The sequence below is a fragment of the Micromonospora sp. DT43 genome (assembly GCF_049841645.1).
Classification (GTDB): Bacteria; Actinomycetota; Actinomycetes; order Mycobacteriales; family Micromonosporaceae; genus Micromonospora.
On record NZ_JBNCKR010000007.1, the window covers coordinates 184,857 to 208,944 of the forward strand.

The 24,088-nt window shown below is 72.8% G+C and carries 22 protein-coding genes; 7 read left to right on the plus strand and 15 right to left on the minus strand.

The genetic code is table 11. From position 1 onward, the window contains the following. Positions 1-46 precede the first annotated feature (46 nt). Positions 47-1,603, minus strand: a complete 1,557-nt coding sequence (locus ACLQ26_RS18980) for an NAD(P)/FAD-dependent oxidoreductase (protein WP_425745671.1) — start codon at positions 1,601-1,603, stop codon at positions 47-49. Between the two features lie 165 nt (positions 1,604-1,768). On the opposite strand from ACLQ26_RS18980, the gene ACLQ26_RS18985 reads away from it, so the two are divergent. The 4 genes from ACLQ26_RS18985 (at position 1,769) to ACLQ26_RS19000 (ending at position 4,696) form a co-directional block, all read left to right on the plus strand. Continuing rightward, positions 1,769-3,130 (plus strand): hypothetical protein, encoded by a 1,362-nt coding sequence (locus ACLQ26_RS18985; RefSeq protein ID WP_425745672.1) that lies wholly within the window; start codon positions 1,769-1,771, stop codon positions 3,128-3,130. A 33-nt stretch (positions 3,131-3,163) separates the two neighbouring features. Further along, the gene (locus ACLQ26_RS18990; protein WP_425745673.1) at positions 3,164-3,604 is read left to right on the plus strand and encodes a hypothetical protein; all 441 of its coding nucleotides are present in this window, start codon (positions 3,164-3,166) and stop codon (positions 3,602-3,604) included. 76 nt (positions 3,605-3,680) lie between these two features. Further along, positions 3,681-4,253: a GNAT family N-acetyltransferase gene (locus ACLQ26_RS18995; protein WP_425745674.1), complete on the plus strand. Its 573-nt coding sequence runs from the start codon at positions 3,681-3,683 to the stop codon at positions 4,251-4,253. Positions 4,254-4,282: 29 nt separating this feature from the next. Further along, positions 4,283-4,696 (plus strand): type II toxin-antitoxin system Phd/YefM family antitoxin, encoded by a 414-nt coding sequence (locus ACLQ26_RS19000; protein WP_425745675.1) that lies wholly within the window; start codon positions 4,283-4,285, stop codon positions 4,694-4,696. A gap of 99 nt (positions 4,697-4,795) precedes the next feature. Here the strand turns inward: ACLQ26_RS19000 and ACLQ26_RS19005 are convergent, their stop codons facing one another. The 6 genes from ACLQ26_RS19005 to ACLQ26_RS19030 all read right to left on the minus strand — a co-directional run bounded on the left by ACLQ26_RS19005 (position 4,796) and on the right by ACLQ26_RS19030 (position 10,746). Then, positions 4,796-5,863 (minus strand): ABC transporter ATP-binding protein, encoded by a 1,068-nt coding sequence (locus ACLQ26_RS19005; RefSeq protein WP_425745676.1) that lies wholly within the window; start codon positions 5,861-5,863, stop codon positions 4,796-4,798. Next, positions 5,860-6,675 (minus strand): ABC transporter permease, encoded by an 816-nt coding sequence (locus ACLQ26_RS19010; protein ID WP_425745677.1) that lies wholly within the window; start codon positions 6,673-6,675, stop codon positions 5,860-5,862. The genes ACLQ26_RS19005 and ACLQ26_RS19010 overlap by 4 nt, the downstream gene beginning before the upstream one ends. Then, complete coding sequence (modA, locus tag ACLQ26_RS19015) at positions 6,672-7,460, minus strand: molybdate ABC transporter substrate-binding protein (protein WP_425745678.1); 789 nt, start codon at positions 7,458-7,460, stop codon at positions 6,672-6,674. Before modA ends, ACLQ26_RS19010 begins: the two co-directional genes overlap by 4 nt. Next, entirely contained in the window at positions 7,457-7,882 is a 426-nt protein-coding gene (locus tag ACLQ26_RS19020) for a TOBE domain-containing protein (protein WP_363681724.1), read from the minus strand. The genes modA and ACLQ26_RS19020 overlap by 4 nt, the downstream gene beginning before the upstream one ends. Before the next feature lie 91 nt (positions 7,883-7,973). Next, a complete protein-coding gene (gene smpB / locus ACLQ26_RS19025; protein ID WP_266243180.1) occupies positions 7,974-8,465 on the minus strand; it encodes an SsrA-binding protein SmpB in 492 nt (163 codons plus the stop codon). 25 nt (positions 8,466-8,490) lie between these two features. Then, a complete protein-coding gene (locus tag ACLQ26_RS19030) occupies positions 8,491-10,746 on the minus strand; it encodes a hypothetical protein (RefSeq protein ID WP_425745679.1) in 2,256 nt (751 codons plus the stop codon). 149 nt (positions 10,747-10,895) lie between these two features. Between ACLQ26_RS19030 and ACLQ26_RS19035 the strand changes: the two genes are divergently transcribed. From ACLQ26_RS19035 to ACLQ26_RS19045, 3 genes are all read left to right on the plus strand, one after another. Then, entirely contained in the window at positions 10,896-12,554 is a 1,659-nt protein-coding gene (locus ACLQ26_RS19035; protein ID WP_425745680.1) for an FAD-dependent oxidoreductase, read from the plus strand. Then, complete coding sequence (locus ACLQ26_RS19040; RefSeq protein WP_425745681.1) at positions 12,551-13,990, plus strand: ATP-binding protein; 1,440 nt, start codon at positions 12,551-12,553, stop codon at positions 13,988-13,990. The genes ACLQ26_RS19035 and ACLQ26_RS19040 overlap by 4 nt, the downstream gene beginning before the upstream one ends. Before the next feature lie 106 nt (positions 13,991-14,096). Further along, entirely contained in the window at positions 14,097-16,043 is a 1,947-nt protein-coding gene (locus ACLQ26_RS19045) for an ABC transporter ATP-binding protein (protein ID WP_425745825.1), read from the plus strand. A 38-nt stretch (positions 16,044-16,081) separates the two neighbouring features. Here ACLQ26_RS19045 and ACLQ26_RS19050 read toward each other — a convergent pair whose 3' ends face one another. The 8 genes from ACLQ26_RS19050 to ACLQ26_RS19085 form a co-directional block, all read right to left on the minus strand. After that, entirely contained in the window at positions 16,082-16,597 is a 516-nt protein-coding gene (locus ACLQ26_RS19050; RefSeq protein WP_425745682.1) for an NUDIX domain-containing protein, read from the minus strand. 48 nt (positions 16,598-16,645) lie between these two features. After that, positions 16,646-16,969: a hypothetical protein gene (locus ACLQ26_RS19055; protein ID WP_425745683.1), complete on the minus strand. Its 324-nt coding sequence runs from the start codon at positions 16,967-16,969 to the stop codon at positions 16,646-16,648. Then, positions 16,962-19,148 (minus strand): EAL domain-containing protein, encoded by a 2,187-nt coding sequence (locus tag ACLQ26_RS19060; protein WP_425745684.1) that lies wholly within the window; start codon positions 19,146-19,148, stop codon positions 16,962-16,964. The genes ACLQ26_RS19055 and ACLQ26_RS19060 overlap by 8 nt, the downstream gene beginning before the upstream one ends. 200 nt (positions 19,149-19,348) lie before the next feature. Then, positions 19,349-19,990, minus strand: a complete 642-nt coding sequence (locus tag ACLQ26_RS19065) for an SRPBCC family protein (RefSeq protein WP_358100147.1) — start codon at positions 19,988-19,990, stop codon at positions 19,349-19,351. Further along, entirely contained in the window at positions 19,990-20,355 is a 366-nt protein-coding gene (locus ACLQ26_RS19070; protein WP_007460905.1) for an ArsR/SmtB family transcription factor, read from the minus strand. The genes ACLQ26_RS19065 and ACLQ26_RS19070 overlap by 1 nt, the downstream gene beginning before the upstream one ends. Before the next feature lie 28 nt (positions 20,356-20,383). Further along, entirely contained in the window at positions 20,384-22,474 is a 2,091-nt protein-coding gene (locus ACLQ26_RS19075) for a xanthine dehydrogenase family protein molybdopterin-binding subunit (protein ID WP_425745685.1), read from the minus strand. After that, positions 22,471-23,454, minus strand: coding sequence for an FAD binding domain-containing protein (locus ACLQ26_RS19080; protein WP_425745686.1), 984 nt, complete (start codon positions 23,452-23,454; stop codon positions 22,471-22,473). Before ACLQ26_RS19080 ends, ACLQ26_RS19075 begins: the two co-directional genes overlap by 4 nt. Next, on the minus strand, positions 23,451-23,975 hold the full coding sequence (locus tag ACLQ26_RS19085; RefSeq protein WP_425745826.1) for a 2Fe-2S iron-sulfur cluster-binding protein: 525 nt from the start codon (positions 23,973-23,975) through the stop codon (positions 23,451-23,453). The genes ACLQ26_RS19080 and ACLQ26_RS19085 overlap by 4 nt, the downstream gene beginning before the upstream one ends. Between the last annotated feature and the right edge of the window lie 113 nt (positions 23,976-24,088).

Below are 24,088 nucleotides of genomic sequence, written 5' to 3' on the forward strand. Positions count from 1 at the left end.
GGCAGGAAGGCTCGCAGGCCCACTGACGCCGGTGAACGCCATCCCCTCACACCAGTGGCGCCCTCGTGGATCGGCCGCCGTCGCCGGCTGCGTGGACGCCCTCCCGAGCGGCGATCGGGGCGGTGATGATCCGGCGGGGCAGCACCGGCGCGTCGCGGCCCGTGCCTCGTCGATCGTCCCCGGTCGACTGCTCGTGGTAGTCCTGCTCGACGTTCACCGACCACACGTCGTGCGTACTGCCGGTGGCGATGTTCTCGACAGTCAGCATCGCGGTCAGCATCGAGTGGTCCTGGTTGTTGTAGCGGTGCATGCCGTTGCGCCCCACCGGGTGCACGTTTGGCACGGCCTCGGCCAGCCAGGCCCGGATCACCGCCACGTTGTGCTGGTAGCGCTCGTCGTACACCGGGTATGCCTTGGGCATCCGCACCACGTGGCCGGCCTTTACCACGCCGGGCCGGACCAACCCCAACCGCTCCAGCTCCCCGGTGGCCAGGGCCACGAGGCCGGCATCCGGGGTACGCCACATCTCGTCGTCCTCGAACACGAAGTACTCCAGGCCCAGGCAGGTGCGGCCGTCCTTGACGAGGTACGGCGACCAGGAGCCGAAGTTCTGGATCCGGCCCACCCGCACCGCCGGGTCGTGCACGTAGATCCAGTTGTCCGGGAACGAGAACTCGGCCGGCACCACCAGGGCGACGGTCAGGAAGTCGCGGTAGCGCAGGTCGGCGGCGCAGGCCAGCACCTCCGGGGGCGCCGGCGGGCGCAGCGCGGCGACAAGCTCCGAGATCGGCATCGAGGAGATCACGTCGTCGGCCGGCTCGGTGCGCTGCCCGCCCGCGCCGTTGAGCGTCACGCTTATCGCCCGTCGTCGTCTCGGGTCGCGGTGCACAGCGGTCACCCAGGTGCCTGTGGACACCGCCCCGCCGCGTTGGCGCACCTGCTCGGCGCAGCGTTCCCACATCATCCCCGGCCCGTACTTGGGGTACTGGAACTCCTCGATCAGGCTTGTCACGTCGGTGCGACGGCGTCGGGGCAGCACCGCGTTGCGGATGGCCGTGGCCAGCGACAGGTTCTTGATCCGCTGCGCCGCCCAGTCGGCCTGCAACCGGTCCGCGGGCATGCCCCAGACCTTCTCGGTGTACGTCTTGAAGAAGATCGAGTACAGCCGCCAGCCGAACCGGGCCGACACCCACCCCTCGAAGTGCGACTGGTCCTTCGGCGGGCGCAGTCGGGCCCGGGCGTACGAGCCCAGGCAGCGCACCGCCTCGGGCAGTCCCAGGTTGCGCAGGGCGTTCGCCGCGTTCAGCGGGTAGTTGAACAGCGCGCCGCGGTAGAAGATCCGGCTCATCCGGGGGCGGGTCAGAAAGTCCTCGTCCGGCAGGATCTCGTGCCAGAACGCCTCCACCCGGGGCACCTTCGTGAAGAACCGGTGCCCGCCGATGTCGAAGCGCCACCCGTCGCGCTCGACGGTCCGGCTGATCCCGCCGACCACCTCGTCGGCCTCGAAGACCCGGACCGGCAGGCCGTGCCGGAGCAGCTCGTACGCCGCCGTGAGGCCCGCCGGCCCCGCGCCGATGACCACCGTGCCGTGCTGCTCGCTCATGCCGCCGTACCTTCTCCCGGTTGAGGGGCGGCGCATACCCGTCATGTCGGGGATATCGCCTGTTGGCCGTGTCGTTTCGCTCCGGCGGGCCCACCGGGGCGTACAACGAGAGGGAGCGGCACCCCGATGCGGCGGGTGGGTCGGCGAACCGGGGGAGCGGGGCGGATGCACCGGTGGCGAAACGGCCGGCGGCACGCGGCGATGACGGCTGCCCGGCCCGCCGGGGTGACGGCTGCCCGGCCCGCCGGGGTGACGGCTGCCCGGCCCGCCGGGGTGACGGCTGCCCGGCGCGCCGGGGTGACGGCTGCTCGGCCCGTCAGAGTGACGGTGGCGGCCCGGCTGGCCGGGGCGGCCGAAGCGGCCACGCGGCTGGCTCGCCGCGTGCCGGCGCCCTGGCCGTACCTCATCGGGCTCTTTCTCGGCGCGAAGCTGCTGCTGACCCTGCTCGGCCTGCTGGTCCTGCACGCCTGGGACGGCATCCCGGGCGCGCCGCCGGCGGACGAGGCGATGATGTGGGCGCAGCAGCGGGAGATCTCCGGCCACCGGTGGATCTCCTTCTGGTTCGCCTGGGACGGGCTGCTCTACCTGCGGCTGAGTGAGCTGCCACTGACCGGGCAGCCGTGGGGGGACTTCGGGTTCCCCCTGCTCTACCCCTTCCTCGCCCGGCCGGTCGGCGCGCTGCTCGGCGGCGACAACGCGCTGGCCCTGCTGGTGATCAGCAACGTCGCGTTCCTGGGGGCCCTCGCGTACGCCTACCGGCTGGCCGAACTGCTGCTCGGCGACGCGGACGCGGCCCGGCGGTTCACCCGTTACCTGGTGCTGCTGCCGACGGCGTTCCTGTTCCAGGCCGCGCTCACCGAGTCGCTGTTCGTCTGCCTCGCGCTGGCCGCGTTCTACTACGCCGAACGGCGGCGCTGGCTGCTGGTCGGCGTGCTCGGCTACTTCCTGGCGATGAGCCGGTCGGTCGGGCTGCTCGTCGCGCTGCCGCTGGCCCTGGTGCTGCTGCGCCAGCACGACTGGCGGCTCGGCCCACGAGCCCTGCTCGGGTACCTGCGGATCGGCTGGCCGTTGCTGCTGCTGCCCGCCGGATGGTTCACGTTCATGGCGTTCTGCCGGTGGCGGGGCGGAGACTGGTTCGCCTACCAGCATGCCCAGGAGGTCGGCTGGGGGATCAGGGTGCAGAACCCCGTGCCGGTGGTGCTCGACGGTCTGGCCGGAGAGCCGCGCGACGCCGTACGAGTCCTCTTCGCGCTCATCGTGCTGGCCGTGCTGGTCGCCGGGTTCCGTCGCCGGGAACTGCCGTATCTGGTCTACGGCGTGCTCATGGTGGCGGTTCCGCTGTCGATGGGCCCGGCGGTCTACAAGAGCCTGCTGCGTTACCTGCTCGCCGTGTTCCCGGTGGCGCTGGTGCTGGCCCGCTGGGCCCGTCACGCCGGTGTCGACGTGTGGCTGACGGCGACGCTCGCCGTGGTGCAGGGAGCGCTGTTCGTGCTCTGGCTCACCTACTGGACTCACATGATCATCTGATTGGGTGCCTGTCGGGCGGGGCAGGATGAGGCGATGACCGAGCCACGGGTGCGCCTCGACGATCTCGGCGCCTGGCTGATCAAGGGCAATGCGGACACTGTCGACCTCACCGCCCGGTTCGCCCGCGAGCCGCTGGTGACGAGCTGGTGCGTACGTCCCGGCTACCGGGCCCGGTTGATGCGCGCCGGGCAGCAGGTCGTCTTCTGGGCCAGCGGCAGCCGCGCTCGCCTGCCGTACGGGGTGTGGGGCATCGGGCGCGTCACCGGTGTGGCCGAGCCGGGGCCACCGGGACAGCCCTGGTCGGTGCCCCTGGAGCTGCCCATCCTTCCCGAACGGGACCGGGTGCCCCGGCCGGCGTTGCGCGCCGACGACCGGCTCGCCGCCCTGGAGGTGTTCCGTCAGCCGCAGGCGGCGAACCCCTCGTACCTGACCGTGGCCCAGTTCGCCGCCCTGCGGACGCACCTGCCGACCTGAGACCCGGCCGGGGCGAGCCGGCGGACCTGTGCGAGCCTGCTACCCGTCGTCGTGGACCCAACCGTCGGGAGGCCCGGTGTTCGCCCTGCCGCTGACCGAGGACGTCGAGCTGCGCCCGCTGGACCCCTGGCGGGCCGAGGAGTTCCTCGCCCACCTGGACCGCGCCCGCGAGCACATCCGCCCCTGGGTGTCGCCGTCCTTCGTCGCCACCGACCTGCCGTCGGCCCGCGCGGTGTTGCAGCGCTACGCCGACCGCTGGGCTACCGACTCCGGCGGCATCTGGGGGCTGTGGTGGCGCGGCAGCCTTGTCGGCGGGGTCATGTTCGTCTCGTTCGACGTCACCCTCGGTGTCTGCGAAGTCGGCTGTTGGCTGGAACCGGCGGCGCAGGGCCGGGGGATGATCGCCCCCGCGATCCGCCGGATCGTCGACTGGGCGGTCCGCGAGCGCGGCATCCAGCGCGTGGAGTGGCGGACCAACGCGGCCAACACCCGCAGCATCGCCCTGGCCCGCGGGCTCGGCCTGCGCCACGACGGCACGCTGCGCCAGGTCTACCCGAGCCCGCGCGGGCGCATCGACCTGGAAATCTGGTCGGTGCTGGCGGACGAGTGGCGGGAGGCGCACGCACCGTCCACAGACGACGGCGAATAGTTGTCGTACCCCGGCGGCACCATGCATTCATGGCCGCCCCCGCGCTCACCCCGCATACCGACCCGCCGCGCTCCGTGCCGCTGCGTGAGGCGCGCACCCGGTTCAGCCAGCTCGTCGCGCTGGCCGAGCTGACCGACGCCGTCACAGTCGTCACCCGCGACGGCGACCCGCGCCCGGTCGCCGCGATCGTCCCCGCCGCCGCAGCCCGCAGTGGCGCGCAGGCCCGCGCCGACGCCGACCGGCTCGCCACGGTCACCGCCGGTTGGGCCCGCCGCCTCGACGAGCAGCACCGGCGCAGCGGCCAGCGGCACGCCGCCGAGCTGGGGGCTGTCCGCGCGGCGCTGGCCGAGGTGTGGGCCGAGTTGGACCGCCGCGTCGTTCCGGGCAGCGATCCGGCCCTGTCCCGGCTGCGCGCCGCGCACGCCGACCTGCTCAGCGACTGACCGCCGCTCACCGGCTGACCGCCGCTCACCGGCTGACCGCCGCTCAGCGACTGGCCACCGCTGGTCGAGGGCCGCCGCCGGCACCGCGCGGTGGAGGTGTCAGGGCGCGGCCGGATAGGCGTGGGTCTCGGTCGCCTTGACCGCCACCCAGACCCGCTGGCCGGGGATCAGGCGCAGGTGCGCCGCGGCGGCCGGCGTGACGTCGGCGGCCACGCCGATCGGCCCGTCCACCTGCACGCGCACGTTGTCGCCGTGTCGCTGCACGCCGGCCACTGTGCCCGCCCAGGTGTTGCGAGGGCTCCCGTCCGGCCGGGCCGGATGCAGGGCCACCGCCGCCGGGCGGAACGCGACGAAGGCGTCCCCGTCGAGCCGGTCGGCAACGGTGAGGGTCAGCTCCGGCGCGACGCGTACCCCGTGGCCCGCTGCCCGGCCCCGATAGAGGTTCAACCCGACCAGGCGGGCCACGTAGTCGGTGCGCGGGCGGGCGGTGACGCTCGGCCCGTCGCCCTCCTGCACCACCCGCCCACCCTCGACGATGACCAGACGGTCGGCCAGCGCCAGGGCGTCCAGCGGATCGTGGGTGACAAGCACCGTGGCACCCGGGTGGGCGGCCAGGTGGCGGTGCAGCTCCGCGCGGGTGTCCAGGCGGGTGCGGGCGTCCAGGGCGGCGAGCGGCTCGTCGAGCAGCAGCAGCGACGGCCCGACGGCAAGCGCGCGAGCCAGCGCCACGCGCTGCGCCTGCCCGCCGGAGAGCTGCCGGGGCCTGCGGTGGGCCTGGCCGGCCAGGCCCACCCGGTCCAACCAGGCGCGTGCCGTGGCCCGCGCCGCCCGCCTGTCGACGCCGTGGCGACGCGGCCCGAAGGCAACATTGTCCAGCGCGTCGAGGTGCGGAAAGAGCAGGTAGTCCTGGAAGACCACGCCGATCGGCCGGCGCTCGGTGGGCACCCAGCCCCGGCCCGCCGGCCGATCCAGGTCGACGCCGTCGAGGGTGACGTGCCCGGCGGTGAGCGGATGCAGCCCGGCCAGCCCGCGCAACGCGGTGGTCTTGCCGGCACCGTTCGGCCCGAGCAGCGCGACGACCTCGCCGGACGCGACCCGCAGCGGCACGTCCAACCGGAAGGCGCCCCGGTCGACGACGAGCCGGGCGTCGAGCAGCGGTGCGGTCACGGGCCGGCCATCCAGCGGTCCCGCAGCGCGGCCAGGATGCCCACCGAGACGATCAGCAGCACCAGGCTGAGCACGATCGCGGACTCCAGGTCGGTCTCCAACGCCAGGTAGACGGCCAGCGGCATCGTCTGCGTACGCCCGGGATAGTTGCCGGCGAAGGTGATGGTGGCGCCGAACTCGCCAAGCGCCCGCGCCCAGCACAGCACCGCGCCGGCGGCCAGACCCGGTGCCACCAGGGGCAACGTGACGTGGGTGAAGGTGGTCCAGCGGCCGGCGCCGAGCGTCGCGGCGGCCTCCTCGTAGCGGTGGTCGGCGGCACGCAGGGCACCCTCCACGGCGATGACGAGGAACGGCATGGCGACGAACGCCTCGGCCAGCACCACGCCCGCGGTCGTGAACGGCAGGGTGACGCCGAACGTGGCGTCGAGCCAGCCGCCGAGCAGCCCGCGCCGGCCGAAGACCAGCAGCAGCGCCACCCCGCCGACCACCGGCGGCAGCACCAGCGGCACGGTGACCAGGGCGCGGACCAGCCGACGGCCGGGAAACTCGACCCGGGCCAGCAGCCAGGCCAGCGGCACCCCGAGCAGCAGGCAGAACAGGGTTGCCAGGGTCGCGGTCTGCACCGACAGCCGCAGCGCGGTCAGCGCCCCCGGCGCGGTGAGCCGTTGCGGCAACGTCGTCCACGGCGCCCGGACCACCAGCCCGGCCAGCGGCAGGACGAGGAAGAGCAGGCCCAGCCCGGCCGGAATCAGCAGCGCCGCCGGCACCCGCCCCCGTCGGCGCGGCGCGGAGGCGGGAAGAGCACCGCTCACGGCGACTGGAAGCCGGCCCCGGCGAGGACCGCCTGTGCCGGCGCCGAGTGGACGTACGCGACGAAGGCCCGTGCGCCGGCTGGATTCGGCGCGTCCCGCAACGCGACGATCGGATAGTCGTTGATCGCCCGCGCCGACTCGGGAAACTCGACACCGGCCACGTCGGCGCTCGCCGCCCGGGCGTCGGTGCGGTAGACGAGGGCCGCGTCGACCTCGCCGAGCTTGACCTTGGCGAGCGCGCCCCGGACGTCCTGTTCAAGGGTGACCGGGGTCAACGCGACGCCGGCCGCGGTCAGGGCGGTACGCGCCGCCGCTCCGCAGGGCACCTGCTCGGCGCAGAGCGCCACCTGCACCCCGGGGCGGGCCAGGTCGGGCAGCCCTCTCACGCCCGCCGGATTGCCGCGCGGCACGGCGATCACCAGTTGGTTGCGGGCGAAGACGCTCGGCGTGCCCTCGGCGTTGCCCGCCTCGGTCACCGTGGCCATGTTCTTCGGTGCCGCCGAGGCGAAGACGTCCGCCGGGGCGCCCTGGTTGATCTGATTGGCCAGGGCGGAACTGCCGGCGAGGTTGAGGGTGACGGTGACGCCCGGGTTGGTGGCCTCGAAGTCCCTGGCGATCCGGGTGAACGACTCGGTGAGTGAGGCGGCGGCGAACACGGTCACCGTGCCGGTGACCCGGCCGTCGGCGCCTGTCGTCGGGGTGTCGCCCCCGCCGCAGCCGGTCAGCGCCAGCAGGGCGGTCGCGACCCCGGCGGTCAGCGTCGCGAGCCTGCTCCGGCCGCTCATCCGCCGGTCCTTGCCCGGGTGGGCGTGGCGGGCGCGGCCCGCTCCACCACCACAGTCGTCGACTTGATCACGGCGACGGCCATCGACCCGACCCGCAGGTCGAGATCGTCCACCGCCTCGCGGCTCATCAGCGACACCACCCGGAACGGCCCGGCCTGGATGTCGACCTGGGCCATCACCGTGTCCTTGCGGACGTCGACGACGATGCCGCGCAGTCGGTTGCGGGCGGAGGAGAACTCCGCGCCTGCGTCCGGGTCGGCGGCCTGCGCGCGGGCGAACGCGGCGAGGTCGACGCCGTCGATGACGCGGTGGCCGTGCTCGTCGCGCCCGGCGGGCAGCCGCCCGGCATCCACCCAGCGGCGGATCGTGTCGGCGCTGACGCCGAGCAGGTCGGCGGCCTCGCCGATGCGGAACATCGTCACCGGGCCACCCTAGCCCTCGCATCTGCGAGCGGGGAAGAGTGCAACGTCTAGCTTCTGCGACGTGCTGACGGTCACGTGGCCGCAGATGCGGTCAGGGGCGACGGGGGTGGCCCTTGAGGTGACGGCCCAGCTCCCGGGCAATCTCGCGGTTGGCGTCGCGCTCGGCGAGGGTCTGCCGCTTGTCGTACGCGCGCTTGCCCTTGGCCAGGGCCAGCTCGACCTTGGCCCAGCCGTTGTCGAAGTACATCGACAGGGGCACCAGCGTCACGCCGCCCTCGCGCACCTTCTCCAGGATCCGGCCGATCTCCGAGCGGTGCAGCAGCAGCTTGCGGTTGCGGCGCGGCGCGTGGTTGGTCCACGTGCCGTAGCTGTACTCGGCGATGTGCAGTCCGTACAGCACGATCTCGCCGTCGCGTTCGTGCGCGAACGCGTCCACCAGCGACGCCCGCCCCTCGCGCAACGACTTCACCTCGGTGCCGACAAGCACGATCCCCGCCTCGTACGTGCGCAGCACGGTGTACTCGTGCCGGGCCTTCTTGTTCGAGGCGATCAGTCGACGCTCGGGGGGTTTGGACGGGCTCACCCGACGACGATATCCGGCCGCCGCCTCAGTCGGTCGTCCGGCGCTCGGCCAGCAGCCGAGCGGTGAGGTCCCGCACCGCCTGCGTGAACTCGTCCTGCCCCTCGCACGGCCAGTGGCCCAGGATCGGCGGCGGCACGCTGTCGCTGGGCGGCGGCAGCACGCCCTGCGGGTCGGTCAACCGGCGGTCCACCGCCGCCTCCGGCCCGGTCGGCGTCCAGGTGTCCCCGGGCCGGCGCCCGGCGAACATCCACCCACCGATCGGGTCGGTGTCGCGCCACAGGTTCACCCAGCGCCAGCCGACCCGCTCACCGATCTCGCGCAGCGACGACTCGTCGACGTAGGCGGGGAACAGCCGCGAGTAGAGCCGGCTCAGCGGCGACCCGTAGGTGAGCAGGGCCACCCGGTCGGTGACCCGGGCCGGCAGTTGCAGCAGCGTCGCCGCGAGCAGCACCGAGCCGTGGCTGTGCCCCGCCAGCAGCACCCCCGCGCCCTGGTCCACGAGGTAGGTGATCCGCTTGGTCAGCTCCGGCACGGCCCGTTCGGCGTAGCAGGGCGGGGCGAAGGGATGGGCCCCCCGGGGCCAGAACGTGCCCAGATCCCACAGGACACCCACGTACCGGCGGAACCCGGCCGTCCGGTACGCGAAGATGCCGCCGATCACGAGCCCGACCAGGATCGCGGCGATCGCGTAGCTGCCCGCTCCGATGAGAAAGTTGACGAGGCTCTCGGGCACGCCGACGTACCGCTGGAACACGTCCCCGGGATAGAGCTGGAGCAGGCCGAGCAGGCTGGTTGCCAGTCCGAGCGCGGCGGATGCGGCGTAGACCACGGTGAGGGGTTCCAGCCGTTCGGTGAACCGGGCCCGGGCGACCGCCTGCTCGACCCGGCGCAGCCGCCCCGCCGCCTCCGGCGGCGCGTGCGGGAAGTCGGCGGCCACGATCGCCCGCGCGGCCCGCCACCGGCTGCGGCGGGTGGCAACTGTGACAAGCGCGCCCACCAGCAGCGCGGCCAGCACCGCCAGGAAAAACCCGAAGATCGCCCACTTGTACGCCAGCGGCGGGCCGAACGCCTCCTGCGCATTGCGCCCACCGTCGCGGTCCAGCACGTCGGCCATCCGGTAGACCAACTCGGCGGAGAACGCCACCGCGAGCCCGGCGCCGATCGTGACGAAGACCGGAGCGCCCATGGCGCGCAGCCGCGGGAGCCGCTGCCCGTCGGCGCTTCGCCCGCGGCCGCGCCCCCAGATCACCACCGCCGCGAGGATCACCAGCAGCACGGTCTGGCTGACGAAGAGCCAGGCCACCGTGGCGCTGTACCCGGGCAGCATCCTGCTTCGCGGCCACGGCTCGTGGCTGGTAAGGGTGTACGCGATCACCAGGATCGTCAGGCCGCAGGCGACCGTGCGGAGCCCACGCGTGACCGCCTCCAGCCGGGGTACCGGGCTGGGCCGATCCATGTCCCGCACCTTCGTCAGCAGGACCACGCAGGTGAGCAGCACGGCCCCGGTCGCGACCGCCAGCGCGGCCCGCACCACCGACTCGTTCTGGCTGTCCCAGGCGGCCAGCAGACTGCCGTCCAGCGTGGCGAACGCGGCCGCGACGTGCACCGAGCGCAGCCGCCCCACCACCGGGCTGCCGTCCCACTGGCCGACCGCGCTCAGGTGCTGGACGGAGGTCTCCTGAGTCGCCCCGGTGCGAAAGGCGTCGAACGAGTGACTCGGCCGCGCGCCGAGCCACCACACGATCCCGATCGCGGCGACCGGCACCAGGGCCGACACGCCCAGCCGTATCCCGGGCGGGCGACCGCCGAGCCAGGAGAGCCAGCTCCGTCCGGCCGTGCAGGTCGGGGCGCCCATGCAGCGCCAGGCGATGAGGTCCACAGCCATCCCGACGATGGAGAGCACGTAGAGCATCGTGAGGGTGAGCGCGAGGACCCGGCACAGCGCGACGATGACGTGCTTCCCCGAGAGGCTCGACGGGCGCATCCAGAGCGCCACGTTGCAGAGCATGAACGGCAACAGGAACACCAGCGAGAGCGTCCGCACGGCCGTTCCGGACGGCAGATCGCTCCAGCGGTACGCCTCCAGCGTGATCCCGTCCGTGCCCGTCGAGTCCGGGTAGCCCGGACGCGGGCGGAAGAACCCTCCGCTGCGGTCCCCGGCGACCTGGTGCACGTGTGGCCGGTTGAGCACCTGGTCGGCGCTCGCCCCGGAGACGCCGTGCACCCGCAGCTCCACGACCCGACCCGACGTCGTGGGTTCGGTCGGCGACGCGTCCGCCATGGGCCCCCCGAGGTGTGCGACCGCCGGCCGGTCGGCGGTGCTGGCCGCCCGCGCGGCGGTGCGGCTTACCCGTCTCGGGCGCTGTCAACCATGCGTCGCCGCCCACGTGGTGGTGCGACCGGGCCCCGGAGGGTGGTTCTATTGGCGCCATGGCAAACCCGGTGATCCTGACCGTCGACGACGATCCCGCGGTGTCCCGGGCGGTGGCCCGGGACATCCGGCGCCGCTACGGCGACCGCTACCGGGTGCTGCGCGCCGCCTCGGGGCCGGAGGCCCTGGACGCGCTGCGGGAGGTCAAGCTGCGCGGCGAGCAGGTGGCGCTGCTGCTGGCCGACCACCGGATGCCGGAGATGACAGGCGTCGAGTTCCTCGAGGCAGCCATGGACATCTTCCCGGCCGCCCGCCGGGTGCTGCTCACCGCGTACGCCGACACCGACGCGGCGATCGAGGCGATAAACGTGGTCGACCTGGACCACTACCTGCTCAAGCCCTGGCACCCACCGGAGGAGAAGCTGTATCCGGTGGTCGACGGCCTGCTGGAGGCGTGGTCGGTCACCCCGGACGCGACGAGCACCGAGATCCGGGTCGTGGGGCACCGCTGGTCGGCGCCGTCGTTCAAGGTCCGTGACTTCCTGGCCCGCAACCTCGTGCCGTACCGCTGGTTGTTGTCCGACGACCCGGAGGGCGCCCGCCTGCTCGACGCCGCCGGGGCCACGGAGGCGGACGTACCCCTGGTGGTGACCGCCGAGGGCAAGGCCCTGGTCGCCCCCAACGAGACGGAGCTGGCGGCGCTGGCCGGGTTGACAGTGGTGCCGGCGTCCGACTTCTACGACCTCGTGGTGATCGGCGGCGGTCCGGCGGGCCTGGGCTCGGCCGTGTACGGCGCGTCGGAGGGGCTGCGCACCGTCCTCGTCGAGCGGCGGGCGACAGGCGGGCAGGCCGGGCAGAGCAGCCGGATCGAAAACTACCTGGGCTTTCCCGACGGCGTCTCCGGCGCCCAGCTGACCGACCGGGCCCGACGGCAGGCGGTGAAGTTCGGCGCCGAGCTGCTCAGCGCCCGGGAGGTGGTCGGCCTGAGCGAGGCCGGCGGGGCCCGGCTGCTGCGCTTCGGCGACGGCAGCGAGATCGCCGCGCACACGGTGGTGCTGGCCACCGGGGTCTCCTACCGGGTGCTCGACGCGCCGGGGCTTGCCGACTTCACCGGCCGGGGCGTGTTCTACGGCGCCGCCGCCACCGAGGCGCCCAGTTGTGTCGACCAGGACGTCTACATCGTGGGCGGGGCCAACTCGGCCGGCCAGGCCGCCGTGCACTTCTCCCGGTACGCCGCCCGCGTCCACCTGCTGATCCGCGGCGCGGACCTCACGGCGTCGATGTCGCGTTACCTGATCGACCAGCTGGAACGCATCGACCGGATCACCGTGCACCCGCACACGGCGGTGGTCGGCGGCACCGGGCAGGACCACCTGCAACAGCTCACCCTCTGCGACACCCGTACCGGGCAGGCCCGCTCGGTCGACACGTCCTGGCTGTTCATCTTCATCGGCGCCGAGCCCCGCACGGACTGGCTGGACGGGGTGCTCGTCCGCGACGGACGCGGCTTCATCGTCACCGGCCCGGACCTGTTGACCGGCGGCCGGCGTCCGGCCGGTTGGTCGCTGTCGCGCGACCCGTACCACCTGGAGACGAGCGTGCCGGGGGTCTTCGCCGCCGGGGACGTCCGCGCCGAGTCGGTCAAGCGGGTTGCCTCTGCCGTCGGCGAGGGCGCGATGGCCGTCTCGCTCGTGCACCGCTACCTGGAGGCCCAATGACCACCCCGTCGGAGCGGTTGACGCCCGCGCAGCTGCGTGACCTGTTCCTGTTCGAGTCCCTCGACGACTCCCAGCGTGCCTGGCTGGCGGAGCGCGGGCGCGTCGAGCAACGTGCCGGCGGCACCCTGGTGTACGCCGAGGGTGAGCCCGGCACCTGCTTCTTCGTGTTGCTGCGCGGCGCGGTGGCGCTGAGCCGGCAGGTGCGCGGCGACGACATCGAGGTCAGTCGGACCGACCAGCGCGGGGTGTACGGCGGGGCTGTCCAGGCGTACCTGGGGGACCAGGTCGACCAGATCTACCGCAACAGCATGCGGGCGCTTGTCGACTCGGACTTCTTCGTGCTGCCGGCGGAGGACTTCGCGTACGCCCTGCGGTCCTGGTTCCCGATGCCCATGCACCTGTTGGAGGGGCTGTTCCTCGGCCTGCGGAACAGCCAGACGATCGTCGGCGAACGGGAGCGGCTGTTGGCGCTCGGTTCGCTGTCGGCGGGACTTACCCACGAGCTCAACAACCCGGCAGCGGCGGCGGTGCGGGCCACGTCGGTGCTGCGTGACCGGGTCGCGGGCATGCGCCACAAGCTTGCCATGATCGCCGACGGCCGGCTCGACGGTCGGGCGCTGCACGGCCTTGTCTCGTTGCAGGAGGAGGCGGTGGCGCGGGTGGCCACCGCGCCGAAGCTGACCCCGATGGCCACCGCCGACGCCGAGGACACCCTCACCGACTGGCTGGAGGAGCACGGGGTCGGCGGCGCCTGGGACCTGGCGCCCATCCTGGTCGCCGGGGGTCTGGACACGGCCTGGCTCGGGCAGGTGAAGGCGGCCGTCGGTCCGGCGGACCTGGAGGCCGCCGTGCGGTGGCTCTCCTACACCGTCGACACCGAGCTGTTGATGCGCGAGATCGGCGACGCGGTGACCCGGATCTCCGGGCTGGTGGGTGCCGCCAAGCAGTACTCCCAGCTGGACCGCGCGCCGCACCTGGTGGTGGACGTGCACGACCTGCTCGACGCCACCCTTGTCATGTTCAAGGGCAAGATCCCCGCCGAGGTCAAGCTCGTCCGCGAGTACGACAGGTCGCTCCCGCCGATCCCGGCCTACGCGGCCGAGCTGAACCAGGTGTGGACGAACCTGATCGACAACGCGCTCGGCGCGATGGGGGAGAAGGGCGTGCTGACCGTCCGCACCGGCCAGGTCGGAGACCTGCTGGCGGTGGATATCACCGACACCGGTCCCGGTATCCCGCCCGAGGTGCGCCCGCGCATCTTCGAGCCGTTCTTCACCACGAAGCCGGTCGGCGCGGGCACGGGGCTGGGGCTGGACATCTCGTACCGGATCGTGGTCAACAAGCACCACGGCGACATCCGGGTGGAGACGGAGCCCGGGAACACCACGTTCCGGGTGCTGCTGCCGATCACCGAGGACGTCGCGCCGAGTTTGTGAAACACCCGTACGACGCGCCGACTACCTAGAGACATCGGGCAGTCGCACGCAGTAGTCTCGGGCGGCGTTCGTGCTTCCCGCCCCCCGAGGAGCGTCCGTGGACTCGATGGCCCGCCCGCGCACCGCGCCCCACGACGACGACAAGCCGCTCGACCCGCCCGACGACGCCTCCCTGCTGCCGGAGTTGGAGGACGCCGCGTGGATGCACCATGCGACCACGTTCGCGCACACCAGCTTCTGGGCCGTGGCCCGACGACTGCCCCGACTCGTCCGTGAGGCGGTGGCGCTGGCCTGGACCACCAACCGCGTGGACACCGTCGCCTCCATCGGCCTGAACGTCGCCGCCGGGGTGATGACCACCTTCGGCCTGCTCGCCACGACCACCGTGCTGCGGGAACTCTTCGCCGCCGGGCCCACCCCGGACCGGGTCCGCTCGGCCCTGCCGGCGCTTGTCGTGGCCGCGGCGGCGGTCTCGGCGCGCGGCGGTCTGACGATCGCGGCCGGTTGGGCCCAGGCGCGGCTCACCCCGCAGATCAACTACCAGGTGGAGCTGCGGCTGTTCGAGGCCACCACCGCCGTGGACCTGGCCGCGTTCGACGACGCCGGGTTCGCCGAGGAGATGGACCGGGTCCGCGACCGGGGGATGGGCGAGGCGGCGTGGATCGTCGACCACACCGTCAACCTGGTGACCGGTGTGGTCGGGATGCTCGCCACCGCCGTGGCGGTGACAGTCATCCAGCCGCTGTTGCTGCCCTGTCTGCTGCTCGCGGCCGTGCCCCAGGCGATCACGGCGGTGCGGATGGCCCGCCGGGAGTACCTGGCGATGCTGGCGCGCATCACCCGCCTGCGGCGGATGTGGATGCTCGCCCATCTGATGGCCAACCGGCACACCGCCGCCGAGGTGCGCGCCTACCAGATGCGCGACTTCCTGCTCGCCGAGTATCGCGCCGTGATGGCCGTCGAGACCCGCGCCCAGCTGCGGCTGGTTCGCTCGCAGACCGGCACCCGCGTGGCCGGCGCCACCGCGGCGGGCCTGGCCACCTTCGGGGTGTACGCCGTGCTCGGCGGGCTGCTCCTGGCCGGCATGGTCGCCCTCGCCGCCGCGGCCACCGCCCTGCTCGCCCTGCAGTCCGCGCGGACCAGCCTGGGCGTCGCCGTCGTCGCCACCAACTCGCTGTACGAGGACGCCCTCTACTACCAGGACTACCGGGACTTCCTGACCCGGGCGCGGGGCCGGGTACCCGTCGGCGGTGAGCGGACTGTCGACGGCGTCGAGACGATCGACCTCCACGAGGTGAGCCTGCGCTACCCCGACACCGACGTGCCGGCTGTGGACCGGGTCAGCCTGACGATCCGGCGCGGGGAGGTGATCGCGCTGGTCGGCGAGAACGGCTCCGGCAAGACCACCCTGGCCAAGCTGGTCGCCGGGCTCTACCGGCCGACCGGTGGGACGATCCGCTGGGACGACGTCGACGCCGCCGAGCTGGATCCGCGCACGCTCGCCGCGCAGGTGGCCGTGATGACGCAGGAGTACTGGAAGTTCCCGTTCACGGCCGGGCAGAACATCCGCGTGGGCCGGCACGACCGTACGCCCGAGCATCCCGGCCCCGACGTGCAGGAGGCCGCCGCGGCGGCCGCCGCCCACGACATGATCGTCGGTCTGCCGCACGGCTACGACACCCTGCTCGACCGGGAGTTCAAGAACGGTCACGAGCTGTCCGGCGGGCAGTGGCAGCGGCTCGTCGCCGCCCGGGGTCTCTACCGCGACGCCGCACTGCTGATCTGCGACGAGCCGTCGGCCGCCCTGGACGCCCGCGCCGAACACGCCCTGTTCCAGCACCTGCGCCGTCGACCCGACCGGGCGGTAGTCCTGATCACCCACCGGCTGGCCAACGTCCGGCACGCCGACCGGATCTTCGTCATGGACCGGGGTCGCCTCGTTCAGGAGGGCAACCACGACGAGTTGATGGCGGCCGGCGGCCTCTACCGCGAGCTGTTCGAGCTGCAGGCCAGCGGCTACCGGGCCGGCGCCTCCGACGCCGCAAGCCACTGAACCGGGGCCCTGCGACGGCGGTTGGGTTCGGGCTTTCGTCAGACGGGGTGGGCGCCGTTGAGGACATCGGCCAGGACGCGGGTGTGGGTGGAGAACGCCAGCTCGACCGGGTTGGTGAGCACCAACCACTCGGTCGCCTCCTCGGTGGGAGCCGACGGCGGCAGGTCCTCGACAGCCCGCTCGGGCAGCACCCCGAACACCATCATGGTGCCGCCCGTCGGGGCGCCGCGCACGGCGAGGAGCCGGGCATCCTCGGCCGCCGCGACCAGCCCGGTCTCCTCCCGCAGCTCACGCACCAGCGCGTCGGACCACTCCTCGCCGTACTCGATGAATCCGCCGGGCAGCGCGAGCCGCCCGCGGGCCGGTTCGATGTCCCGGCGGACGACCACCACACCCAACCCGTCGGCGGTGCGGACCGGAAGCACCGCCACCGCGACGGGCAGCGGGTTGCGCCAGACGGTCTCGCCGCAGACCGCGCAGACCCGCGGCCATCCGGTCGCCGCCGGGTAGGTGGCGCCGCAGTAGGAGCAGTGCGAGTACGGCGTACCTGTCATGGCGCAGCACGTTACCCGGGCTGCTCGGATCGGCGCGCAGCCGAAGGCTCAGTCGTCCCGGTCGAGCAACGGGCGCAGTTGGTCGAGCAGCTGCGCCCGGCTCACGTTGCGCGGCAGCTCGATGGTGAGGTCCAGGCCCGGGCCGCGCGCGGTCAACGTCACCGTCGGGCGGGGATCGCGCAGCCGCCAACCTCGGATGGCGGAGACCAGCGCCTCGGCCTGCGGTTGCAGGGTGGCCAGTGTGGCCAGATTCGCCAGGACGCTGATTCCTTCGATGGCCAGGGTCACGGCACCCGCGTCCCGAACGCCCTCGTGTGGCAGGCGCAGCTCGGCGACAACTTCGGGCGGCAGCAACAGTCGAACGCTAGTCATCCTCACCCCTCACCAGCGCGGCGATCCGGTCCCGGACGCTCTGCCCGAGCGGACGCAGCGACGTCGACGCGGTCTCGCCGCAGATGAAGCCCTGCACGTGCCGGATCCGCAGGTCGTAGATCTGCTTGAGGGTCACCGGCGCCTGCTCGTCGAAGCCCTCCACGATGACGGCGCGGGGGTTCGGCGCGTGTCCGAGGTCGCTGGCGTAGCGGGCGACCCGGGTCACCAGGTCCAGTTCCTCGACGGCCAGCGGGTGGTGAAGGACGGCCCGGTCCACTTTGATCTGGGTCAACGGAAGCTCCGCCATCCGGGCGAGTGACGAGTAACCGACCCCGAAGTCGTCCACCGCGAAGCTGATCTCCAGGTCACGGGCCAGGCTGGTCAGTCGACGATGGAAGTACGTCAGCGGCTCCTGGGGCCACACCTCGCCGGGAGCGGGCCGGATCGGGTCCTGCTCGGAGATCTCCAGCGTGACCGTGCGCGGATCCAGATTGGCTTCCATGATCGCTGTGCGGACCTGGGCGATGTAGGCGTCGCTGAGCAGCGAGCGGACCGCGACGTTCACCGAGATCGGTTTGGTGACGTCGAAGACGGATGCGACGTCCGCCTCGGCGTACGAGTCGATCGCCTTGGCCAGCAGCAGCGCGTCGCGTTCGATGACGAAGCGGTCACCCCAGGCGTACGCCATCTGAAGGGCCGCGACAGGCGCGCGCACGTCGGTCTCCAGCCGCCTCGCCAGTGCCTCGTAGCTGTGGATGCCCACGCCGGCGGCCCGCCGGTCCAATGACATCACCGGCTGGAACACCATGGTCAGCGACTCGATCAGCTTCTGGTACAGGCTGAACGCGTGCGAGTACAGATCCACCGGCAGTCGGCCGTAGGCCGAGCGCAGGGCGGTGAGCACCTGCATCTCGGCGTGCACCGGGTCGTCGCGGACATCGGAGTTCCAGATGGCCCGCAGCATCGTCGCCAACGGCTCGCCCATGTCCAGTGCGGCGAGTGCGGGATCGACCACCGCGAGGGTGAGGTTCCGGCTGTTCTCCTGCGACAGGGGTACGCAGAGGATTCGTCGGCCGGCGTCGTCGGCCACCACATGCCCGGGGGAGGAGGTGCGGACCAGGGTCGTGTCCGCGGCGCTCAGCTCGAGCAGCGGTCGCAGCTCCTCCTTGTTGAACCGGGCCGTGGAGGTGACCTGGCCGATGCCCGTGGGGCTGGATTCCACGACCGCGACCGAGTCCGCTTCCAGGGCGTACCGGATCACCTCGACCCGTTCGGCGTGCCCTGCCTGTTGGGCGGAACGCGGTGGACGAGACTGCGAGCGGAACACGCGCCCGAGCAGCTGGGTGATCGAGCTGGACAGGTCGTCGAGCGGGTTCTTGCAGGGCCGGATCGTGCCGGAGTTGACCGGGGCCGTCAACGACTGCCGTTCGTGCCGGGACACCGGCGGCTGGGTGAGCACCGTGGTCGGGCCCCACATGTGGACCAGCTGCCCGGGTGCGGGGTGGATGCCCTGCTCGGCGACGAAGGTGGCCATCTGGGCGAAGGAGACTCTCCCGCTGGGGTCGGCGGCCTCGCCGCGCAACGCCCGAAGCAGCTGATGGGTGAGCACACCCTGCCGGTGCTCCTCGCTCTCCCGGGCCGCGGCGCCACTCGGGCAGGCCAGCAGGGCGCTGTGCCGGTCGACCTGGGTGCGGTACGTCTGCATCGCCTCGGTGTGCCGCAGCTCGGAGTCCAGGTAGACGCCCGCGTGGCAGCAGTCGAGGATCAGGAACGAGGTGCCGGCGAACGCCTCGAAGACGTCCCGCTTGAGGAACGCCATCCGCAGTCCGTTGTCCGGCTCGCGGCGCAGCCCGTCGGCCTCCAGGTCAGCTGTCACCAGGTACGCGTCGGACTGCGTGCCCCATTCCGGCACGAGGGCGTGGCCGGCGAAGTAGACCAGCAACACGTCGGAGGGGCGCGACTCCAGCACCCGCTCGCGCAGCCGGGCCTTGATCCCTCGCCAGTTGGCGCCCTCGCCGATGAACAGGTCGACGTCGCCGTCGTCGAACGTGCCGATCCGCTCGTCCAACAGCACCGCCCGCACCGCCCGCGCATCGTCCTCGGCATAGCGCAGGCTGGGCAGGTTGACGTCGTACCCGCAAGCGTTGGCTCCGATGAGGATCGCCCACCGTCGGCTCATCACAGCACCCCCAGGTGATCCAGTGGGCAATTACGTTGCGACAGCACAGCAACGCTTTGCGTGACCCTACCGGATCTAGGACGGAGGGCTGATCCACCGGTGAGTCGGATTCACGTCAGGTTCGAACCGGAGCCGGGTGCGCCGGAGGGGCTGGGTGCGCCGGACGACGGCGGCGGGCCGGCCGCCGTCGTCGGAGCTGCTCAGGCTTGCGGGACGCCCGTGTAGAAGGCGGTGGTGCGCTCGGCGGCGGCCTTGGCCTCGTCGGCGTCGGTGCCGGCGGCGATGCTCGCCTCGCACCAGAGCTGGCTGCTCAGCTCCATGGCGCGTCGGCCCTCGGCGGAGGCGACCCACTCGGCGCTGTCCTCCGGTCGGACACCGCTGCCGTCGCCGGAGAGGTACGTGGCCAGACCGAGCAGGCCCAGGTCCCAGCCGACGCCGACGGCGCCCGGCCCGAACTGCGCCCACCGGTCCTGGTCGACGTGCGCGATGTGGTCCAGGTCGAGGCGGGCCCGCTCGTCGCCGACCGGCGTGACCCGCACCTCGATCCAGCTCACCTCGCCGCCCATCTCCCAGGTGGCGGTGAAGCGGTGCGGGGGCTCGCAGCTCTCGATGGTGCCGCCGGCATTGCCCTGGAGCTGGTACGTCCCGCCCAACCGCAGGTCGCCGCTGATCGGCAGGAACCAGCGCGGGATGCGCTCGGCGTTGGTGCAGGCGTCCCACAGATCCTCGGCCGTCGACTGGTAGGTCTGGCTGATCGTGGTCACCCGGGCCTCGCCGGCCTCCAGGGTGCGGCTGCCGACCTGCCGCTGAACGGCGTTGATCTGCTCGGTCGCGTCGAACATCAGGTGTTCCTCTCGTCGGGTGGGTCGGCGGGCCCACGTAGGCGACGCTCGCGTCGGCCCCGGGCCAGCTCGGTGGCGAGTGCCGCCAGGGGTGGCGCCCAGAACCGGCGGAAGTGCTCCAGCCAGCCGTCGACCTCGCGCAACGGGCGCGGGTCCACCGCGTACAGCCGTCGGGCGCCCTCCGGCCGCACGGTGGCGAAGCCGTTGTCCCGCAACACCTTGAGGTGCTGTGACACGGCGGGCTGGGAGATGCCGAACTCGTCGCGGATGACCGCGCTGACGGCGCCCGCGGTCTGCTCGCCGTCGGCGAGCAGCTCCAGGATGCGGCGCCGGACCGGATCGCCCAGCACGTCGAAGGCGTGCACGGCGACAGTTATATCACCGGCAACTTATTTAAGCCAAGCCTGAAACTCCGACCAGCTTGTCGAGGCGGATCGGCAAGTCCCGCACGCGGACGCCTGTGGCGTGGTGCACCGCGTTGGCGACCGCCGCCGCGGCGCCCACGATGCCGATCTCGCCGATGCCCTTCACCCCGGCCGGGTTCAGCTCGTCGTCGGACTCGTCCAGCCAGTACGCCTCGATGGACTCGACGTCCGCGCAGCCGGTGATGTGGTACGTGGCCAGGTCGTGGTTCACCCAGTCGCCGTAGCGCTCGTCGAGCAGACCCTCCTCGTGCAGCGCCATCGACAGCCCCATCGTCATGCCGCCGATGAGCTGGCTGCGCGCCGTCGTCGGATTCACCACCCGGCCGGCGGCGAACACGCCGAGCATCCGGTTCACCCGCACCTCGCCGGTGTCCGCGTCCACCCGCACCTCGACGAACTGCGCCCCGTACGCGTACCGGGGTAGCTCGGGCTGCCCGCCCACCTCGTCGGTGGTGTCCGCCTCGGCGCTGACCTCGGTACCCGGCGGCACACCGTCGCGGAGCTTGCCCCGCAGCGCCTCGCAGGCCCGGATCACGGCCCAGCTCCACGAGGCGGTGCCCATCGAGCCACCGGCCAGCGGGGCCACCGGGAGGTCGGTGTCGCCGATGCGGATCTCGACCCGTTCGGGCGGCACCCCGAGCGCGTCGGCGGCCACCTGCCAGAGCGCGGTCCGCGCGCCGGTGCCGATGTCGGTGGCGTCGATCCGGGCCAGGAAACTGCCGTCGGGCCGGGCGGTCACCGACGCCGACGACGGCCTCGCCCGGGCCGGGTAGCTCGACCCCGCCACCCCGGTGCCGATCAGCCAGCGCCCGTCGCGCCGGGCCCGGGGGGTCGGATCCCTGCCGGTCCAGCCGAAGCGCTGCGCCCCCTCGCGCAGGCAGGCCACCAGGTTGCGGCTGGTGAACGGTCGCCCCTGGTCGGGGTCGACCGCCGCGTCGTTGCGGATCCGCAGGTCCACCGGGTCGACGCCGGCCGCGATCGCCAGCTCGTCCATCGCCGACTCCAGGGCGTACGCGCCGGGGCACTCGCCGGGCGCGCGCATCCAGAACGGCGTGGGCACGTCGAGGCGTACCAGTCGGTGGGTCGTGCGTCGGTGCGGCGCCGCGTACATGCTGCGGGTGTAGACGGCTATCTGCTCGGCGAACTCCCGGACGGTCGACGTCTGGCTGATCGCGTCATGGCAGACCGCGGTGAGTCGCCCGTCGGCGTCGGCGGCGAGACGGACCCGTTGGATGCTGGGGGTGCGGTAGCCGATCGGCCCGAACAGTTGCTGGCGCGTCAACGCCAGTTTGACCGGGCGGTCCACGTGCCGGGCGGCGAGCGCGGCGAGCACGACTGACGCCTTCGCGTACCCCTTGCTGCCGAAGCCGCCGCCCACGTGCTCGGCGATGACCCGTACCGATTCGCGGGGCAGCTCGAACAGCTCGGCAAGCGTCGCCTGCACCGGCGCGGCGCCCTGGGTGGAGTCGTGCACCAGCAGTCGCCCGTCGCGCCACAGTGCCGTCGTCGCGTGCGGCTCCATCGGGTTGTTGTGGTACGCCGGCGTCCGGTACGTGGCGTCCACCCGCACCGGCGCCGCCGCGTACCCGGCGTCGAAGTCGCCCTCGACGGTGTCCGTCGGGTAGCTGGGGTTGACGTGCTCCGGCTTGTACAGGCCGGGGTGGTCGTCGGTGAGCACCGTGCTGTGCGGCCCGGTGTCGTAGTCGATCCGGAGCAGTCGGGCCCCCTCCCGGGCCGCCTCCAGGCTGGTGGCCACCACCACGGCGACGTACTGCCCCCGGTAGTGCACCGCGGGTTCCTGCAACAGCCACAGCTCCGGCTGCGCGCCGGGCGCGATCCGGGGCGCGTTGCCGTGGTGCAGCACCGCCAGCACGCCTGGTGACGCGAGCGCCTCGTCCGCGTCGACACGTGTGATCCGGCCCCGGACCACCGCCGCCGGCACCACCCAGCCGTAGGTGACGTCGTCGGTCGGGTACTCCACCGCGTACCGGGCCGTGCCGGTGACCTTCTCCCGACCCTCCAGCCGGGGGTACGCCCGGCCGACCGCCCCGGCGCTCACGACGTCGCCAGTTCGGTGAGCACCCGCACCGTGATGGCCCGGGTCAGCGGCAGCTTGAAGCCGTTGTGCCGCAACGGTCGCGCCTCGGCCAGTTCCGCGTCGGCGGCCCGCGCCGCCAGCTCCGGGCTGAACTGGCGACCCCGCAACTCCTCCTCCGCCCGGTACGCCCGCCACGGCCGGTGCGCCACCGCGCCGTACGCCAGGCGGACGTCGCGGATGACGTCGCCGTCGAGGTCGAGGACCGCGGCCACCGAGCCGGCCGCGAAGGCGAACGAGGCCCGGTCGCGCACCTTGAGGTACGCCGAGCGGCGCGCGGCCGGCAGCGCCGGAAGCCGTACGGCGGTGATCAGCGCGCCACGCGCCAGGGTGGTCTCCCGCTCCGGATGCGTGCCGGGGGAGCGGTACAGCGCGGTGAGCGGGACGTCGCGGGCGCCGTCGGCGTCGTGCACCTCCACCACGGCGTCCAGCGCGGCGAGGGCGACCGCCAGGTCCGACGGGTGGGTGGCGACGCACTGCTCGGACCAGTCCAGCACGGCCAGGTCGCGGTTCTGCCCGTGCAGGGCGGCGCAGCCGCTGCCCGGGTCGCGCTTGTTGCACGCCTTGCCGGTGTCCTGGAAGTAGACGCAGCGGGTGCGTTGCAGCAGGTTGCCGCCGGTGGTGGCCAGGTTGCGCAGCTGGCCGGACGCGGCGGCGAGCAGGGCGCGGGCCAGCACGGGGTAGTCGCGGCGGACCGCCGGGTGGGCGGCGAGGTCGCTGTTGCGCACCGTCGCGCCGATCCGCAGCCCGCCGTCGGGCAGCTCCTGGACCGCGTCGAGGGGCAGCCGGGTGACGTCCACCAGCAGCTCGGGTCGCTGCACCCCGAGCTTCATCAGGTCCACCAGGTTGGTCCCGCCACCCAGGTACGCCGCGTGCGGCTCGCCGGCCAGCACGGCGACGGCGTCGGCCACGTCGGCCGGCCGGTGGTAGCGGAACGGCCTCACTGCGTGGCCGCCGTCTCGCGAATGGCCGCGACGATGTGTGGGTACGCGGCGCAGCGGCACAGGTTGCCTGCCATCCGTTCCCGGATCTCGGCGTCGGTCAGCCCGGGCGGCGAGTCGAGGTCGTCGGTGACGGCGCTGGGCCAGCCGCGGGCGACCTCGTCGAGCATGCCCCGGGCGGAGCAGAGCTGCCCGGGGGTGCAGTACCCACACTGGAACGCGTCGTGGGCGATGAACGCGGCCTGCAGCGGGGACAGCTCGTCCGGCCCGGCGAGCCCCTCCACGGTCAGCACCGACCGGCCGTCCACCGTGACCGTGAGGACGAGGCAGCTCTTCACCCGGCGGCCGTCCAGCAGCACGGTGCAGGAGCCGCACTGGCCGTGGTCGCAGCCCTTCTTCGCCCCGGTCAGGCCCAGGTGCTCCCGCAGCGCGTCGAGCAGGGTGGTGCGGTTGTCAAGCGTCAGTTCCCGCCGGTCACCGTTGACCTCGAACGCCACCCGGGACGAGTGACGCTTGTCGGTAATCGTCTCGTTCTCCGGTCCGCTCGGCACCGGCCCAGACTAGCGGCAGTGGCACATAAGCGGGCGAATTACGCATAGAGCCTGCCGGACGTGCCCCGGGCGCCGCCGGATGCGGC

Coding starts and splice junctions, on each gene's coding strand:
- ACLQ26_RS18980 (WP_425745671.1), bottom strand. CDS start 1,603: ATGAGCGAGCAGCACGGCACGGTGGTCATCGGCGCGGGGCCGGCGGGC.
- ACLQ26_RS18985 (WP_425745672.1), top strand. CDS start 1,769: ATGCACCGGTGGCGAAACGGCCGGCGGCACGCGGCGATGACGGCTGCC.
- ACLQ26_RS18990 (WP_425745673.1), top strand. CDS start 3,164: ATGACCGAGCCACGGGTGCGCCTCGACGATCTCGGCGCCTGGCTGATC.
- ACLQ26_RS19000 (WP_425745675.1), top strand. CDS start 4,283: ATGGCCGCCCCCGCGCTCACCCCGCATACCGACCCGCCGCGCTCCGTG.
- modA (WP_425745678.1), bottom strand. CDS start 7,460: ATGAGCGGCCGGAGCAGGCTCGCGACGCTGACCGCCGGGGTCGCGACC.
- ACLQ26_RS19030 (WP_425745679.1), bottom strand. CDS start 10,746: ATGGCGGACGCGTCGCCGACCGAACCCACGACGTCGGGTCGGGTCGTG.
- ACLQ26_RS19035 (WP_425745680.1), top strand. CDS start 10,896: ATGGCAAACCCGGTGATCCTGACCGTCGACGACGATCCCGCGGTGTCC.
- ACLQ26_RS19040 (WP_425745681.1), top strand. CDS start 12,551: ATGACCACCCCGTCGGAGCGGTTGACGCCCGCGCAGCTGCGTGACCTG.
- ACLQ26_RS19045 (WP_425745825.1), top strand. CDS start 14,097: ATGGCCCGCCCGCGCACCGCGCCCCACGACGACGACAAGCCGCTCGAC.
- ACLQ26_RS19050 (WP_425745682.1), bottom strand. CDS start 16,597: ATGACAGGTACGCCGTACTCGCACTGCTCCTACTGCGGCGCCACCTAC.
- ACLQ26_RS19055 (WP_425745683.1), bottom strand. CDS start 16,969: ATGACTAGCGTTCGACTGTTGCTGCCGCCCGAAGTTGTCGCCGAGCTG.
- ACLQ26_RS19060 (WP_425745684.1), bottom strand. CDS start 19,148: ATGAGCCGACGGTGGGCGATCCTCATCGGAGCCAACGCTTGCGGGTAC.
- ACLQ26_RS19065 (WP_358100147.1), bottom strand. CDS start 19,990: ATGTTCGACGCGACCGAGCAGATCAACGCCGTTCAGCGGCAGGTCGGC.